At 65.8% G+C, this 14,751-nt stretch carries 15 protein-coding genes; 4 read left to right on the top strand and 11 right to left on the bottom strand.

Features of this window, described 5'->3' with window-relative positions; genetic code table 11:
• Nucleotides 1-40: 40 nt before the first annotated feature.
• The 4 genes from H681_RS19620 to H681_RS19635 form a co-directional block, all read right to left on the bottom strand.
• Nucleotides 41-364 (bottom strand): DUF3325 domain-containing protein, encoded by a 324-nt coding sequence (locus H681_RS19620; RefSeq protein ID WP_015478630.1) that lies wholly within the window; start codon nucleotides 362-364, stop codon nucleotides 41-43.
• Nucleotides 364-1,887: a PepSY-associated TM helix domain-containing protein gene (locus H681_RS19625; protein ID WP_015478631.1), complete on the bottom strand. Its 1,524-nt coding sequence runs from the start codon at nucleotides 1,885-1,887 to the stop codon at nucleotides 364-366. The genes H681_RS19620 and H681_RS19625 overlap by 1 nt, the downstream gene beginning before the upstream one ends.
• A complete protein-coding gene (locus H681_RS19630; RefSeq protein WP_015478632.1) occupies nucleotides 1,884-2,198 on the bottom strand; it encodes a hypothetical protein in 315 nt (104 codons plus the stop codon). The genes H681_RS19625 and H681_RS19630 overlap by 4 nt, the downstream gene beginning before the upstream one ends.
• Nucleotides 2,199-2,443: 245 nt before the next feature.
• Entirely contained in the window at nucleotides 2,444-3,841 is a 1,398-nt protein-coding gene (locus H681_RS19635; RefSeq protein WP_015478633.1) for an aminotransferase-like domain-containing protein, read from the bottom strand.
• Between the two features lie 172 nt (nucleotides 3,842-4,013).
• Between H681_RS19635 and H681_RS19640 the strand changes: the two genes are divergently transcribed.
• Both H681_RS19640 and H681_RS19645 read left to right on the top strand, forming a co-directional pair.
• Nucleotides 4,014-4,877 carry a DMT family transporter gene (locus H681_RS19640; protein ID WP_015478634.1) on the top strand — a complete coding sequence of 288 codons (864 nt, stop codon included), beginning with the start codon at nucleotides 4,014-4,016 and terminating at the stop codon, nucleotides 4,875-4,877.
• 462 nt (nucleotides 4,878-5,339) lie between these two features.
• Nucleotides 5,340-7,370 carry a DEAD/DEAH box helicase gene (locus tag H681_RS19645; RefSeq protein ID WP_086009620.1) on the top strand — a complete coding sequence of 677 codons (2,031 nt, stop codon included), beginning with the start codon at nucleotides 5,340-5,342 and terminating at the stop codon, nucleotides 7,368-7,370.
• Nucleotides 7,371-7,520: 150 nt separating this feature from the next.
• On the opposite strand, the gene H681_RS19650 is transcribed toward H681_RS19645, so the two are convergent.
• From H681_RS19650 to H681_RS19675, 6 genes are all read right to left on the bottom strand, one after another.
• The gene (locus H681_RS19650; RefSeq protein WP_015478636.1) at nucleotides 7,521-8,306 is read right to left on the bottom strand and encodes a 3-hydroxybutyrate dehydrogenase; all 786 of its coding nucleotides are present in this window, start codon (nucleotides 8,304-8,306) and stop codon (nucleotides 7,521-7,523) included.
• A gap of 107 nt (nucleotides 8,307-8,413) precedes the next feature.
• Nucleotides 8,414-8,752 carry a YceK/YidQ family lipoprotein gene (locus H681_RS19655; RefSeq protein ID WP_015478637.1) on the bottom strand — a complete coding sequence of 113 codons (339 nt, stop codon included), beginning with the start codon at nucleotides 8,750-8,752 and terminating at the stop codon, nucleotides 8,414-8,416.
• 34 nt (nucleotides 8,753-8,786) lie between these two features.
• Nucleotides 8,787-9,920, bottom strand: coding sequence for an ABC transporter permease (locus tag H681_RS19660; RefSeq protein WP_015478638.1), 1,134 nt, complete (start codon nucleotides 9,918-9,920; stop codon nucleotides 8,787-8,789).
• A gap of 9 nt (nucleotides 9,921-9,929) precedes the next feature.
• Nucleotides 9,930-11,102 (bottom strand): ABC transporter permease, encoded by a 1,173-nt coding sequence (locus H681_RS19665; RefSeq protein WP_015478639.1) that lies wholly within the window; start codon nucleotides 11,100-11,102, stop codon nucleotides 9,930-9,932.
• Nucleotides 11,084-12,055 (bottom strand): HlyD family secretion protein, encoded by a 972-nt coding sequence (locus tag H681_RS19670; RefSeq protein WP_015478640.1) that lies wholly within the window; start codon nucleotides 12,053-12,055, stop codon nucleotides 11,084-11,086. Before H681_RS19670 ends, H681_RS19665 begins: the two co-directional genes overlap by 19 nt.
• A gap of 87 nt (nucleotides 12,056-12,142) precedes the next feature.
• A complete protein-coding gene (locus H681_RS19675; protein ID WP_015478641.1) occupies nucleotides 12,143-12,622 on the bottom strand; it encodes a phosphate-starvation-inducible protein PsiE in 480 nt (159 codons plus the stop codon).
• 169 nt (nucleotides 12,623-12,791) lie between these two features.
• On the opposite strand from H681_RS19675, the gene H681_RS19680 reads away from it, so the two are divergent.
• Nucleotides 12,792-13,073 (top strand): DUF3509 domain-containing protein, encoded by a 282-nt coding sequence (locus H681_RS19680; RefSeq protein WP_015478642.1) that lies wholly within the window; start codon nucleotides 12,792-12,794, stop codon nucleotides 13,071-13,073.
• Nucleotides 13,074-13,634: 561 nt separating this feature from the next.
• Nucleotides 13,635-13,892, top strand: a complete 258-nt coding sequence (locus H681_RS26025; RefSeq protein WP_015478643.1) for a YebG family protein — start codon at nucleotides 13,635-13,637, stop codon at nucleotides 13,890-13,892.
• 205 nt (nucleotides 13,893-14,097) lie between these two features.
• Here the strand turns inward: H681_RS26025 and H681_RS19685 are convergent, their stop codons facing one another.
• Nucleotides 14,098-14,460, bottom strand: coding sequence for a histone-like nucleoid-structuring protein, MvaT/MvaU family (locus H681_RS19685; protein WP_015478644.1), 363 nt, complete (start codon nucleotides 14,458-14,460; stop codon nucleotides 14,098-14,100).
• Nucleotides 14,461-14,751: the final 291 nt, after the last annotated feature.

The following is a 14,751-nucleotide window of genomic DNA, read 5'->3' on the forward strand; positions in this document are numbered from 1 at the left end:
TCAAGGCTCGCGAGCATGCTCGCCCCTACAATCCCGGGCGTCAGCCCAGCACCGCCACCACGCCCCCGATCAGCGGCATGGCAGCAGCCGTCGGCAATGCCCAGCGCGGCCGCCAGGCCAGCAGCAGGACGAGCGCGGCGCCCGCGATCATCAGCAGGCACGCCCAGTAGACGATGCCCAATTCCGCCCCCATCCGGCGAATCGCATAAGCCAGCGCCAACGTCCCATCCAGTAGCGCGACGCCCCGTGACAGGCGCACGCGGAAAGCCGACGGCGCGCTGCCGAACAGCTCGCGATGATGGCGCGCCAGCGAAAGGCAGGCGGCGGCCAGCGCCAGCAGGTTGAGACCGAACACCAGCAGCATCAGGCGTACTCCTCGGTACGGGCGCGACGCACGCGCGCCGGCTCGGCGCCTTCGCGCCCCACTCGCCAGGCCAGGAACCCACAGCCCACGCCGATCACCAGCAGGCCGAGGTCGACGCCGGCCATCAGCCAGTCGCCTTCGGCGATCCGTGCCGTCAGCCGACCGGGCTCGGGACCGGACAGGCCGAGCAGCGATAGCAGCAGCGCCAAGGCGGCCAGCGCGCCGAGCTGCTCACGGGCCATGCCACGACCACCGCGACGCCACAGGGCATGGGCCAGCGCCAGCAGCCAGGCCACCACGAATGCCGTCGCCTCCCAGCGCCCGCGTCCGACCATCCCGGCGGGCAGCAGGCGTGACGCCGCCAGCAGCCCCAGCGAGGCCAGCGGCAGCCCGCCGCACACCGCGCCATTGAGCACCCGCACCCACGCCACGCCCCGATGCCCCCGCGTCTCGCGCTTGCTCACCCAGACCTGCAGGCCACCGAAGACCATCGCGCAGCCCAACAGGCCGAGGGCGAAATACATCACCCGCAGCAGATCGTTGCCGAACTGCGCCATGTGCAGGCCGGTCAGCCACGCATAGGTCTGGTAGCCCGGCTTGTAGGGCTTCTGCACATGCAGCAGCGCCCCGCTGCCGGCGTCGAACGACACGGTGCGCTGGTCGTTCACCATGCCACGGTCGATGGCCCGGCGTACCTGTACCATCGCCGCTGCATCGTTGGGGTTCTCGATGCTGATCCAGCCCACCTGACTGTCGTCGCCCCAGGCCTCGCGCGCCTTCACGAGCATGCGGTCGATGGACTTCGGAGGCTTGGCCGGCTTGCCCAGCGCCTCGCGGTCGAAGGCGCCCTGGACGTCATGGAAGAAGTGTTCCGCATCGTCCTGGTAGGCGGCCTTGATTCCCGCGGTCATGTAGAAGGTGATGAAAATCGCCAGCCCCGTGTAGGCCATCATCAGGTGGAACGGCAGGCCGAGCACGCCCAGTACGTTATGCGCGTCGAGCCAGGCGCGCTGCCTGGCCACGCTGGGCCGCAGGGTGAAGAAGTCCTTGAAGATGCGCCGGTGCACGATCACCCCACTGACCAGCGCCACCAGCATGAACAGGCCCGCGACGCCGACCACATAGAGGCCGAGCATCCCGCCATGCAGCTCGTAATGCAGTTCGAGGAAGAAGTTGCCGCCCACGGTTTCCGGCAGCACCTCGCCTTGCCGGGCGTCCACCCGGAAGGACTGGAACGCGCTGAAATCCGCCGGCTCCCAACCCGCGGTCCAGTACGGCATACGCTCGGTGGGCGGGAGCATCCAGTAGCCGTGGGCGTCGGGCGCGCGCTCGACGAGCAGGTCGCGCACCTGGTCGGCGCCGACGCTCACCCGCTCCAGCGGGAGCAACTGCGGCGTCATCCAGCGGGTGAGTTCCTTGTCGAACACCGACAGGGTGCCGGAGAACAGCACCACGAACAGAATCCAGCTGATCAGCAGTCCGCTCCAGGTGTGCAGGCCGGACATGGATTGGCGCAGGCTCATGGGCGCACCCCGTAACCGCCGGGGAGGAAGGCCGCCAGCCCCAGCAGCAGGCTCAGCGCCAGCGGCACCCAGGTTGCGCGCCAGGCGCTGCGAGCGGCGAAGACGTAGAGGATCGTGACGACCCAGACGAAGAAGCTGGCCAGGCTGGCAAAGGATACGCGGTCGGGACGCTCCATCGGCAGGTAGACGCTGAGGAAGGCGGTGGCGGTATAGGCCAGGGCGTAGCCACCGACCGCGGCGCTCAGGATACGTGCGGTGACGGCGCCGGCCTGGGCGCCGGTCATGCGTCGGGCGCGCGGGGAAGCAGACATGCGGGTGGATCCTGCGAAGCCCTCCGGGAAGTCCCCGGAGGATGATTGAAAAGCGGAATTATATGATATTGCTTCTCAATTAAAAGAAATCCGTCGTCGTCATTGTCAGCAGTCGTGTCCGCCAACCGCAACACGGCACAGGTGTCGCTGACGTCCAGCGCGCGGAGCAGGCCGCGGATCAGCGGGACTGCACAGAAGCCGTACGACGAAGAAAAACCTGCGGGCCGACCTGAACGTTATTTCCGTCAGTGCCCGCGCGCCACGTCCATCGCCCTCTCCAGCCCCTCGAAAACCCGTGGCGACAGGCACTGGGCGACGTTGAAACGCAGGAAGCCGGTCGCGCTCTGGCTGAGGCTGAAGACGTTGCCCGGCGCCAGCACCAGGTTGTCCGCCAGCGCCGCGCGGGACACCTCGGCGGCGTCCAGCCCGTCCGGCAGGCAGGCCCAGATGAAGATACCGCCGCGCGGCTCCAGCCAGGGCTGGATGTCCAGCGCGCGCAGGCGTTGCAGCGTCTCGCCCATCGCGTCGGCCAGGCGCGCGCGCAGGCTGTCCAGGTGGCGACGGTAGCTGCCCTTGCGCAGCAGCTCATAGAGCATTTCCGCGCTGAACGGGCTGTTGCCGAAACTGGTGGCCAGCTTCAGGTCCACCAGGCGCTCGCACCATTGCGGCTGGGTGGCGATGTAGCCGCAGCGCACCGAGGCGGACAGCGTCTTGGAGAAGCTGCCGACCTGGATCACCCGTTCCAGCCCGTCGAAGGCCGACAGGCGCGGCGCGCTCTCATGCTCGAAGTCACCGAAGATGTCGTCCTCGACGATCAGCAGGTCATGGGCCTCGGCCAGCTTCAGCAAGCGATGGGCGATCAGCGGCGAGAGCACCGCGCCGGTCGGGTTGTGGAAGGCCGAGTTGGTGATGTACAGGCGCGGCCGATGCTGTTCCAGCAGGCTCGCCATGACGGCGATGTCCGGCCCGGTCGGCGTGTAGGGTACGGCCACCACCTGCACGCGGTGCGCGCGCAGCAGGGCCTGGAAGTTGAAGTAGCCGGGGTCGTCCACCAACACGCAGTCGCCCGGCTCCAGCAGGAAACGGCAGATCAGGTCGATGGCCTGGGTGCCGTTGTCGGTGAGCACCACCTGCTGCGGACCGACCGGCACCCCATAGTCGGCCAACCGCCGCGCCAGTTGTTCGCGCAGGCCGGCGTGGCCGTAGGGGCGGCCGTACTCCAGCAGGCTCGACTGCGGCGCCCGGGCGATCTGCCGCAGCGCGCGGCGCAGCTCGTCCTCCGGCAGCCAGGACGGCGGCAGCCAGCCGCAGCCGGGCTTGAGCGAGGTGTCGGCGGCCTCCAGGGACTGCCGGGATATCCACAGCGGATCGATGCTGCGGTCCAGCGCCGGGCCGATTTCCGCCAGCGACAGCGGCGGCGCGTGACCGCTGACATAGAAGCCGGAACCGCGCCGGGCGGCGATCACGCCATCGGCGGCGAGGCGGTCGTAGGCTTCCACCACGGTGGTCTTGGACACGTCCAGTTGCGCGGCCAGCTGGCGGATCGACGGCAGCCGCTCGCCCGGCACCAGCGCCCGCGCGGCCAGGCGCTCACGCACATGCCGCATCACCGAATCGACCCGCGTGCCCTTTGGCCTGCCCATGCCGCCCCTCACCTGCCCCTGGATAATTTGTACCGGGATAATTTGTACCGGGATAATTCACAGACAGTTTGCGCAAATTGTACCCATCTGTCACTGGCCGCCCGGCGGGCCCGGGCGCATCCTCGAAGCTCGCTTTCCTGCTGGATGACCCACCATGAACGACACTCTCGCCATGAACCGCAATCTCGGTGGCTGGCTCAGCGGCTTCCTCGGCGTCCTCATCTTCAGCGGCTCGCTGCCGGCGACACGGGTGGCGGTGGCCGACTTCGACCCGACCTTCCTCACCCTCGCCCGCGCCAGCATCGCCGGCCTGCTGGCGGCGGCGATCCTGATCGTGCTGCGGCAGAAGTTGCCCGCGCGCCGGGACCTGGTTCCGCTGCTGGTGGTCGCCGGCGGCGTGGTGGTGGGCTTCCCGCTGCTCACCGCGCTGGCGCTCAAGCACGTCAATTCGGCCCACGCCATTGTCTTCGTCGGCCTGCTGCCGCTGGCCACCGCGCTGTTCGGCGTGATGCGCGCCGGGGAACAACCGCGCCCGGCGTTCTGGATCTGTTCGCTGCTGGGCAGTGCCGTGGTCGCGGGCTTCGCCCTGTCGCAGAGCGGCGCGGGCAATTTCACCGGCGACCTGCTGATGCTCGCGGCCATCCTGGTCTGCGGCCTGGGCTATGCCGAAGGTGGACGCATCGCCCGCCACCTGGGCAGTTGGCAGGTGATCTGCTGGGTGCTGGTGCTGTCCCTGCCGCTGATGCTGCCGCTGGCCTGGTACACCCAGCCCGAGACGTTCAGCGGCGCCAGCTGGCCGGCCTGGCTGAGCCTGGGCTACGTGTCGCTGTTCAGCATGCTGATCGGCTTCTTCTTCTGGTACCACGGCCTGGCCACCGGCGGCATCGCCGCGGTCGGCCAGTTGCAATTGCTGCAGCCGTTCTTCGGTCTGGCGCTGGCCGGCCTGCTGCTGCACGAGCAGGTCAGCCCGCTGATGGCCGGAGCCACCGTCGCCGTGGTGCTGTGCGTCGCCGGAGCCAAACGCTTCGCCCGCTGACCGCTGGTTTCCTCAGAGCCCGTTCACGACCAGCTGCGCGTCCCGCCCGAGAAGATTCGCGGTATCATCGGACGTTTGCGTACTCGGCTGGATCGCCGGAAGGAAGCTCGGATGAAGCCACCCGCCGAATCTCCACTGCCCGCCGTGGAGCGCGACGAGTTCGCGCCACGGCCACGGCTGACCCTGGGCAGCCATGTGCACAGCGGCTTCGACCTGCGCAGCGGACGCATGCAGAACATCTCCCGGCACCGCGCCGCGCTGGCTTTCCTGTACGACAACATGCCGGTCTCGGGCAGCATAACCCCACGTTCGGGCCGCGAGATCCGGGTGTTCCGCGATGACCGCATCGTCCGCGTCAGCCGCCAGCTGGAACTCGAACAGGCCTGGCGCCTGGACCTGCGCGAGCTGGGCTTCAAGCCGGCGATGCGGCGCAGCGATGCGCTGGAGGACAGCGCCGGAGAAATGTTCGAGCTGCCCGACGACAGCGCCTGGCAGAGCTTCATGCGCGAGGGCCTGCCGCAGTTGCGCGAGCAGGGCTGGGAAATCGACGTGCGTCCGGAATTCGTCTTCGACATCTCGCCGGTGGAAGACTGGTATGCCGAGATCGAGGAGACCGAGGACCGCCAGTGGTTCGACCTGGAGCTGGGCATCCAGGTCGACGGCCGCCGCATCAGCCTGCTGCCGTCGCTGATCGAACTGATCCGGCGCATGCCGGCACTGCTCGACCCGGCCGCCCTCGCCCGCCACGCCGACGACGAACAGCTGGTGCTGCGCCTGGATGCCGGGCGCAGCCCGATCCACACCTGGCAGACGGCCTCGGAACGCCCGCTGCGCGTCTCGCTGCCGTTCGGCAAGCTCAAGCCGATGCTGGGCACGCTGTCGGAGTTCTATATCGGCGACCTGCCGCCGGTGCGTCGCCTGCGCATGGGCGCGCCCGACGCCTCGCGCCTCTCCGAACTGGAAGAACTGCCGCTGGCCTGGGAAGGCGGCGAGCAACTGCGCGAGATCGCCCACCGCCTGCGCGACTACCGGGCGCGCCCGGCGGCCATTCCCGAAGACCTCAACGCCGAGCTGCGCGCCTACCAGCACGAAGGCCTGAGTTGGATGCAGACCCTGCGCGAAGTCGGCGCCAGCGGCATCCTCGCCGACGACATGGGCCTGGGCAAGACGCTGCAGTCCCTCGCCCACATCCTGCTGGAAAAGCAGGCCGGGCGCCTGACCACGCCGGCGCTGGTGATCATGCCCACCAGCCTGATCCCCAACTGGCTGGACGAAGCCGAGCGCTTCACCCCCGACCTGCGCGTGCTCGCCCTGCACGGCGCCGGGCGGCGCAAGGCGTTCGCCAGGATCGCCGAGCACGACCTGATCCTCACCACCTACGCCCTGCTGCCGCGCGATGCGGAGAAGCTCGCGCAGCACGAGTACCACCTGCTGATCCTCGACGAGGCGCAGAACATCAAGAACGCCGGCACCAAGGCGGCCCAGGCCGCGCGCCGCCTGCACGCGCGCAACCGCCTGTGCCTGACCGGCACGCCGCTGGAGAATCACCTGGGCGAGCTGTGGTCGCTGTTCCACTTCCTGCTGCCCGGCTGGCTGGGCGACGCGCGCCAGTTCGCCATCGACTACCGCACCCCCATCGAACGCCACGGCGACCAGGCGCGGCTGATGCACCTGGCCGCGCGCATCCGGCCCTTCCTGCTGCGCCGCACCAAGGAACAGGTGGCCTCGGAACTGCCGCCCAAAAGCGAGTTCGTCCAGCACATCGAACTCAGCGAGGCGCAGCGCGACCTCTACGAAACCGTGCGCCTGGCGCTGGACCGCAAGGTGCGCGACGAGATCGCCCGGCGGGGCCTGGCGCGCAGCCGCATCATCATCCTCGAGGCACTGCTCAAGCTGCGCCAGGTGTGCTGCGACATCCGCCTGGTGAACAGGGAAGTCCCGCCGCCAACCGGCAAGTCGGCGCGCGCGGTGACCTCGGGCAAGCTGGTCTACCTGCTGGACATGCTCGAAGAACTGCTCGCCGAGGGCCGCCGCGTGCTGGTGTTCTCGCAGTTCACCTCGATGCTCGCACTGATCGGCGAGGCGCTGGCCGAGCGCAACCTGGACTACGCCCTGCTCACTGGCGACACCCGCGACCGCCGTGCGCCGGTGAAGAACTTCCAGGAAGGCCGCGTGCCGCTGTTCCTGATCAGCCTGAAGGCCGGCGGCGTGGGCCTGAACCTGACCGCCGCCGACACCGTGATCCACTACGACCCCTGGTGGAACCCGGCCGCCGAGAACCAGGCCAGCGACCGCGCCTACCGCATCGGCCAGGACAAGCCGGTGTTCGTCTACAAGCTGATCGCCCGTGGCACGGTGGAAGAGAAGATCCAGTTGCTGCAACGCGACAAGGCGGCGCTGGCCGCCGGCATCCTCGAAGGCACGGGCTCGGACTGGCAACTGGACGACGCGGACATCGACGCGCTGTTCGCGCCGCTGCCCAAGGCGGTTTGAGTGACTCGTCGGGAACTCGGCCCGATGCCACGCAATGCATTTCCCGCGGGGCTCTCGTACAAGCGGACTCCGTCCGCGATCGCATTGCAGCGGGTTATCGCGGACGGAGTCCACTCCTACGAAAAGCGTGGCATCGCTTCGACGGGAAACTCAGCGCATCCCCCAGCCATGACTGACCAGCACCGATTGCCCGGTGAGCGCCGCCGAGGGGAAGCTGGCGAGGAACAGCACGGTCTGCGCGACGTCGTCGACGGTGGTGAACTCGCCGTCCACGGTGCCGCCGAGCATGACCTTCTTCACCACCTCATCCTCGCTGATGCCCAGTTCCCTGGCCTGCTCGGGAATCTGCTTTTCCACCAGCGGCGTGCGCACGAAGCCGGGGCACACCACGTGGGAGCGCACGCCGTGCGGCCCGCCCTCCTTCGCCAGTGTGCGGGCCAGGCCTAGCAGCCCGTGCTTGGCGGTGACGTAGGCGGACTTCAGTGGCGAAGCCTCGTGGGAATGCACCGAGCCCATGTAGATCACCACGCCGCCGCGCTTCGCCGGGTACATGTGGCGCAACGCGGCGCGGGTGGTGAGGAAGGCGCCGTCGAGGTGGATCGCGAGCATCTTCTTCCAGTCGGCGAAGGAGTAGCTTTCCAGCGGATTGACGATCTGGATGCCGGCGTTGGAGACGAGGATGTCGAGGCTGCCAAAGGTCGCCACCACACGCTCGATGCCCGCGTCCACCACCTGCTCGTCGGTCACGTCCATCGCCAGCGCCAGGGCCTTGCCGCCCTCACGCTCGATCTCGTCCACCACGCGTTGCGCGGCGTCCTGCTGCAAATCGGCGATGGCTACCGCCGCGCCGGACCGGGCCAGGGTCAGGGCGATCTGCTTGCCGATGCCACTGGCCGCGCCGGTGACCACTGCAACCTTGCCGTTCAATTGCGTCATTTCATCCTCCGGGTTCAGCGTTCGACGTCGGTCGCGCAGCAACTGGGCGACCCTGACGGTACAGGGTGCAAGGCGGCGCCAGGGTAGCGGCGCGGCGGATGTCCCGCTCAGTCACGGCGCAGCTGGATACTGCCGTCGCGATGCTGGCGATAGAGCGTGTAAGGCAGGGACACCGTGTCGGTCAGGCCGGACAGCAGCATGTCCGCCAGTGGCCAGACGACCGTTGCACCGCTGACGCCGCCGCGCGGCACGAAGGGCTCGCCGTGCATCCAGCAGAGATCGTAGGTCACCCCGCTGTATACCCGGGGAATCGCCTCGCAATAGGTGCCTTCGAGCTTGATGTCGCGGGTGCTGACCACCTCGTCGCTGCGCAGCGTATGCATCGATCCGCAGCCGGCCAGGCCGGCCGCGAGCATCAGTAGAACGGACAATCGAATGTGCATCATGGTTTCCTTTCCTTGTCGTGCGGGCATCGTTCCGTCACCAGCCCTTGAGCTGGTCCCAGCGCCAGTTGCGGTACTGGTAGATCAGCGTCCCCAGCAGCCCATAAGCCGCCGCCATGCCGAAGAGGATCAGGATCCTGTCGGCCACGGCGGAGAGTGGCAGGTTCATCTGGTTCATTTCTACCACGGCGCGGATCGCCCAGGTGGAGGGAATGGCGTCGGCCAGCAGTTGCACCCAGTGCGGCATGGCCTGCGGCGGCCAGGTGAAGCCGGCCATGTAGAACAGCGGCAGGGTGATGAAGGTCATGGTCAGGTAGACCGCTTCCTCCGAGGGCAGCAGCTCGGCGATGAACTCGCTCATGGCGATCACCGCCAGCAGGAACGGCAGCACCAGCCCCATCAGCATGAAGAACGAGGCCGTCTGCCGGTAACCCATCATCCACGGCCAGATCACGTAGAAGAGCATCGCCAGCACCGTCCAGATCAGCAACTGCGCGGCGTAGCGACCGAAGCGCGTGGAGGTCGGCTGGCGCAGCGAGCGCGGGGTGCCGCCGCGCAGGTTGAGGTTCACCCGCGTGCAGGAGAGCAGCAGGCTGTGCTGCAGGATCAGCGTCACCAGCCCCGGCAGGACGATGGCGGCGAAGCTGGTGCCGGGGTTGAACAGGTCGGTGAGCTGGCCGATGACCGGTTGCAGCAGGACGTTCGCCTGGGGCTCGGAGAAACCGCCGCGCATCAGCCGCTCGCGGTTGTAACGCAGCGACAGCTCGTTGTAGGTGGCGCTGATGTCCTGCTGGATCTGCCCGTTGGCCATGCGGTTGGTGGCGTCGCCGAAGATCGGCACGGTCACCGTCTCGCCGCGCAGCACGCGTTTCTCGAAGTCCAGCGGGATCACCACGATGGCGAACAGCTTGCGCCAGGCCAGGTCGTGCTGGGCGTCGGGCAACTGGTCGTAGCCGAGGGTGGCGATCTTCGGCGCGGCGTCGAGCAGGCGCACCAGTTCGCGGGATACGGCGCTGTGGTCCATGTCGATCACCGCCACCGGCAGGTCGTTCATGGTGCGGTGGGCATAGGGCAAGGTGGTCAGCGCCACCGACAGCACCATCAGCAGCCATAGCGGCTTGCCCAGCATGTTGCCCAGGGATTCGCGGAAGACGCTCCAGAAGTTCTCCATGCTCGCTCCTTACGCCGGGCTCAGGTCGAGGCGCCGGCGCAGGCGCATCTTGGCGATCATGTAGGCCAGCAGCGGGTACAGCAGCAGCTTGCAGCAGGTGTACAGCCCCGACTCGGCCGGCGCACGGCGCAGGAACTGGTCGAACAGGCCGTGCAGGGTGTGGGTCAGCGGCTCGGCCTCGGCGATCACCCGGGCGATCTGCGGCATCGCCAGCTCCGGCAGCAGCACACCGGAATAGGTCTGTGCCAGGCCAATCAGCAGGCCGATCAGCGAATAGGCGCTGAAACGGTTGGCGGTGAAGATGAACAGCACCAGCCCGACGCTCTGCGCCGCCGCCACGTAGCAGACGGTGATCGCCAGCATCCACCAGGGATTGCCGTTGATCCGCGCGCCATTGAGTTCCACCAGCAGGAACAGCTCCACCATCAGCAGTGTGCTGAACAGCAGGGTATAGGGCGCCAGCTTGCCCAGCAGGCGTACGCCGAGGGCCTGGGCGCGCAGGATGTGCGGCGACGACGCGCGCAGCTCCGGCGCCTCGCGGGCCAGCACGTGTACCGTGGCGACGATCACGAAGAGTTGCAGCAGGTGGACGATGGCGGCGAACTGCTGGAAGTAGATGTAGTTGCCGCTGGCGTTGAACAGGCTCTCGTAGGACACCGCGACGTTCGCCAGCGCCGGCATCGGGCGGTCCATGCCGGTGGCCAGGCGTGGCCGCAGTTCGGCGTTGAGCGAACTCATCAGGCCGCTGAAGTCCTGGGTCGAGTAGAAGCCGGCGGAGTAGAACAGCGAGTTGTAGTACAGCTCGGCGGTGGGTTGGCGGCCGGCCAGCGCGTCCGCCTCGAAGTCGCGGGGAATGTAGAGCAGCGCGTAGTCGTCGGCCATGCGCAGGCGGCGCAGGCCCTCCTGCAAACCGCCGCCGAGCACTTCCACCTTGGCGTGGGAGCCGGCATCCAGCTCGCGCACGATGCGCCGCGACAGACTGCCGTGGTCGGCGTCGACCACGGCCACCGGCATGTCCAGCAGGGTGCCGGCCTGGTACACGCCGCTGATCACCACGAACAGCAGCAGCGGCCAGAGCCAGCCGAGCCAGTGGATGGTCCAGCTGCGCAGGGCGACTCGCGTTTCGCTGCCGAAGGCCTGGGCGAAACGCTGCAGGTTGCGCCTTACTGCTGCCAGTGCCACAGCGCGCTCATCCCGGGACGCAGACCGTCCACCGGCTTCTCGGGGTAGAGCCGCACCTCGAAGGTCTTCAGGTCGAAATCGCCAGTGGCACGGGTGGCACGCTTGGTGGCGAAATCGCCGAGCGGCGCGATGTAGCTGACCCTGGCCATGACCTGGGCGTTCTTCAATGCCGGTACCTGGAGGGCCACCTCCTCGCCCTTCTTCACCTCGGCGAGGAGGTCTTCCCGCAGGTTGAACACGAAGTAGCTGTCGGACAGCCGCACCAGCGTCAGCAACGGGCTGTAGGCGTTGATCAGCTCCCCCTGCTCCGCCGGGATCGGCCCCACTTCGCCGTCCACCGGGGCCACCACGTTGAGGTCGTCGGTCTGCGCCTGCAGTTCGAGAATCTGCGCATCGGCCCGGCGCACCGCCGCCTCCAGCGCGCGGCGGCGCTCCTCGCGGTCGCCCCGGGTGCCTTCGTCGAGATTGGCCTGGGCCTCCGCGACGCGATTGCGCGCCACGTCGCGGCCACGGCGGGACAGGTCCAGTTGCGCCCGGGACACGAAACCGCGCCCGGCCAGTTCCTCGTTGCGCTGGTACTCCAGCTCCGCGTTGCGCAACTCGGCCTGGGCCTGGGACAGGCTGGCCTGCAGGGCACGCAGGGTTTCCTCGCGGGTGCCGTGGAGGGATTCGTCGAGGTTGGCCTGCACCTGGTTGCGCGCGGCGCGCAGGGAGTCCAGCTGGGCTTGCAGTTCCGGGCTGCTGAGGGAAATCAGCAGATCACCCTGCTTCACATCGTCGCCGCGCCGCACGTGCAGCACTTCGACCCGGCCCTTGGCCTTGGAAGCGACGATGACAGTGGTGGCGTCCGCTTCCCCCTGCAGCAGCAGGGGCTGGCTGTGCAGGCGGAGATAGAGGGTGATGGCGATGATCACCAGGATCAGCAGGGGTGCGAACAGCTTCCATCCCTTCATGGGCTCGGTCTTCCTCGGCGGCCGGATGCACCGATGGTAGTGCATCCGCCGCCACTTCGACGGCCCTGGATCAAACCCGCCGGGCGATCAGCGCTCGTCGTCGCTGATCAGGTCGCGCTCGCCGCCACGCTGCGGCGAGGCGGGAGATGGGAAGCGCGAGGAAGCATAACGCACCACCAGGATCGCCAGCGCCAGCAACAGCAGGGCCACCGAGACCAGGATGATGCCGTCGTCCGGCACGTGGTTGTGCTGGATGTCGGCGATCATCAGACGGGTCAGCGCGGTCATCGCCACGTAGATCAGGAAGCGCACCGGCATGTGGTTGGTCTTGAAGTAGATGCCGACCATCGCGCCCAGCTCGAGGTAGATGAACAGCAGCAGGATGTCGTCGATGCTCGCGTGGCCCTTGCCCATCATCTCGCCGAAGGCCACCGCCGCCGACCAGAACACCGTGCCGCCGATGGCGAACAGCGCCAGGTAGTGGAAGCCCTCCACCAGAAGATTGCCCAGGGATTCGGCACAGCCGTGCATCCGTTCACGCAGGCGCTCGGCCCAGTCCAGTTTCATTCGTCGGTTCTCCGCGTCTCAAAGGATTCCTGGCGTAAAGCCTGCAAGCACTACGCCATTGATCTTGCGCAGTCATGGCACAGCCTCGCTGCGGCAACATGACGGCGAACTTTTCCGGTGGCCCTCCGGTCAATCCAGAGGCACGCCCCACAACAGGCAGGACCGATTCATGGAAAGTCCCTTTCAGGTACTGACCGACGCCTTCCAGCAGCAGTACCGCGTCAACTTCAGCGTCGAACGTCCCGACGGCAGCATCGCCCTCACCCTTTCCACCGAGAAAGGTGTCGCCGCGCGCCGCCTGATCCGCAGCAGCCAGTTGCAGGACCCGGAACAGTTGCAACGCTTCATCCAGAGCATCCGTTTTGGCATCGCCATAGAACAGGGTCGCCTGGCGCCACAGCTGCTGGCCTCGATGACGCGGGGCGGCGACGGCCTGCCTATCGCTTCCTAAGCCCAATTCCCACCTTCTGAAATTTCTGACTGACGGCGCCTCGCGCCGGTCACGTCGGAACAGCTGCGCGCGCCAACAGAGCGCGCGCACTGCTTTGGGCCACAACTGAATCCGACCGAATACCGGCATGCCATGTCCCTGCGTCCAGGCTTCTGACGAATGGTTCGCGCAACGGTAGTAGCATTGCGCAACTATTTTACTGTATAAACAAACAGTAATTTCCACTCCCCCAACAAGAGAAGGCTTACGAGGTGATGAATGGCCGTCGAAGTGGTGTACCGCAGCAGCCGCGATCCAGAGCGCCTGTTGGCAATTTTCTATACCGTATTACTGCCAACAAGTTTTCGTCCTATCTAGGCGCCGAAAAAACTTTAGAAATCCTATAGATACAGCCCCTCTATTCTGAAAGGCAGCTCATGGAGAATCTGATGCCTAGATGTGGAAAATCCCCTGATGCCTAGTTGCACCGCTTTCTCACGGTCCCGGCCCGAGCCTAGGGCGACCTGCAAGGCTCACGCGCGTATACGGACTAAATAACCCACTCCGATAAAGAGACCCATTATGGCCATCGAGACTTTGTACCGTAGCACTCGCGATATGGAGACTATTTTTGTGGACCGCAAACTTGCCGATGCTCACGACCAGATGCTTGAGTTGGCTGAAGCACTTACAGATGTACTTCTGAAAAACGTGCCTAATCTGGACGAAAAGACGGCAGAAGATGCTGGAATATTTATGGCAAAAAATAGGGCGTCTTTTGCAGCAGCATTCAAAAATAACCCGTCCGCGCTAGCCGAAATTCCTAATGTTTCAGAATGATTAGTTTGACCAATAGCTTAGCGTATTCAATACACCTAACGTCTCGCCCCACGGAGCAGAGGAAAACGCGTCAACCATCTGTTCAACACCTTCTTCAGCCGTCATGCTCCCAACGCCGTCAATTTTTATAAATGAAGACCACGCACACTACTATTCAAAAAAAGCCCGCCTGTTAGGGCGGGCTTCGACGTAGCACAGCAAACTCTTACGACTGGAGCCAAGACTCCACTGCCTCGGCACCGTACTGAGCCTTCCACGCTTTGAGAACCTTGTGGTTGCCGCCCTTGGTCTCTACAACCTCACCAGTTTGCGGATTCCTGTATACTTTGACTGCGCGCTCACGGCGTTTCGGCTGAGCAGTGCGAGTAGCACGATTCTGCCCGCCGACAGGATCCAAGAGGGCAACAATATCACGCAGAGACTTTCCGTACTGAGAAAGGAGCTGCTTGAGCCTCTCCTCAAACTCAATCTCTTTCTTCAGCCCAGAATCGTTCTTAAGCGACTCGAGGAGCGCCAGTTGCTCCGCCAATTGCTTTTCAGCGGCACGAAATTCAGCAAGCTTCGACATGACTACTCCCTTGAGACGAGTTAGATATTTTGCAAAATATACCTTACTAGATAAATTACCACCATCTGTTCTATGACGCCTCCAAAAATTGCCTATACAGATAACTACCCGACCACAGGCCTCACTACCGCGCTCAGTTGTGCCTCATTGCATTTAAAAGCAGCAGTAATCCCGCGCAGATGCTGATCAACGGCCTCCGACCAAAGGCAAACGGACCAGCAGATCTCGAATGGCTATAGCGTTACACGGCAAGCGCTCAGCAATACCGATACCGATACCGATACCGATACC

Origin of the sequence: Pseudomonas sp. ATCC 13867 (assembly GCF_000349845.1) — a bacterium.
Taxonomy (GTDB): domain Bacteria; phylum Pseudomonadota; class Gammaproteobacteria; order Pseudomonadales; family Pseudomonadaceae; genus Pseudomonas.

What these genes read in the sequence shown, in the direction of transcription:
- H681_RS19640 (WP_015478634.1), top strand. Translation starts at nt 4,014, where the DNA reads ATGAACCGCAATCTCGGTGGCTGGCTCAGCGGCTTCCTCGGCGTCCTC.
- H681_RS19645 (WP_086009620.1), top strand. Translation starts at nt 5,340, where the DNA reads ATGTTCGAGCTGCCCGACGACAGCGCCTGGCAGAGCTTCATGCGCGAG.
- H681_RS19685 (WP_015478644.1), bottom strand. Translation starts at nt 14,460, where the DNA reads ATGTCGAAGCTTGCTGAATTTCGTGCCGCTGAAAAGCAATTGGCGGAG.
- H681_RS19655 (WP_015478637.1), bottom strand. Translation starts at nt 8,752, where the DNA reads ATGATGCACATTCGATTGTCCGTTCTACTGATGCTCGCGGCCGGCCTG.
- H681_RS19635 (WP_015478633.1), bottom strand. Translation starts at nt 3,841, where the DNA reads ATGGGCAGGCCAAAGGGCACGCGGGTCGATTCGGTGATGCGGCATGTG.
- H681_RS19680 (WP_015478642.1), top strand. Translation starts at nt 12,792, where the DNA reads ATGGAAAGTCCCTTTCAGGTACTGACCGACGCCTTCCAGCAGCAGTAC.
- H681_RS19670 (WP_015478640.1), bottom strand. Translation starts at nt 12,055, where the DNA reads ATGAAGGGATGGAAGCTGTTCGCACCCCTGCTGATCCTGGTGATCATC.
- H681_RS19630 (WP_015478632.1), bottom strand. Translation starts at nt 2,198, where the DNA reads ATGTCTGCTTCCCCGCGCGCCCGACGCATGACCGGCGCCCAGGCCGGC.
- H681_RS19650 (WP_015478636.1), bottom strand. Translation starts at nt 8,306, where the DNA reads ATGACGCAATTGAACGGCAAGGTTGCAGTGGTCACCGGCGCGGCCAGT.
- H681_RS26025 (WP_015478643.1), top strand. Translation starts at nt 13,635, where the DNA reads ATGGCCATCGAGACTTTGTACCGTAGCACTCGCGATATGGAGACTATT.
- H681_RS19675 (WP_015478641.1), bottom strand. Translation starts at nt 12,622, where the DNA reads ATGAAACTGGACTGGGCCGAGCGCCTGCGTGAACGGATGCACGGCTGT.
- H681_RS19625 (WP_015478631.1), bottom strand. Translation starts at nt 1,887, where the DNA reads ATGAGCCTGCGCCAATCCATGTCCGGCCTGCACACCTGGAGCGGACTG.
- H681_RS19620 (WP_015478630.1), bottom strand. Translation starts at nt 364, where the DNA reads ATGCTGCTGGTGTTCGGTCTCAACCTGCTGGCGCTGGCCGCCGCCTGC.
- H681_RS19660 (WP_015478638.1), bottom strand. Translation starts at nt 9,920, where the DNA reads ATGGAGAACTTCTGGAGCGTCTTCCGCGAATCCCTGGGCAACATGCTG.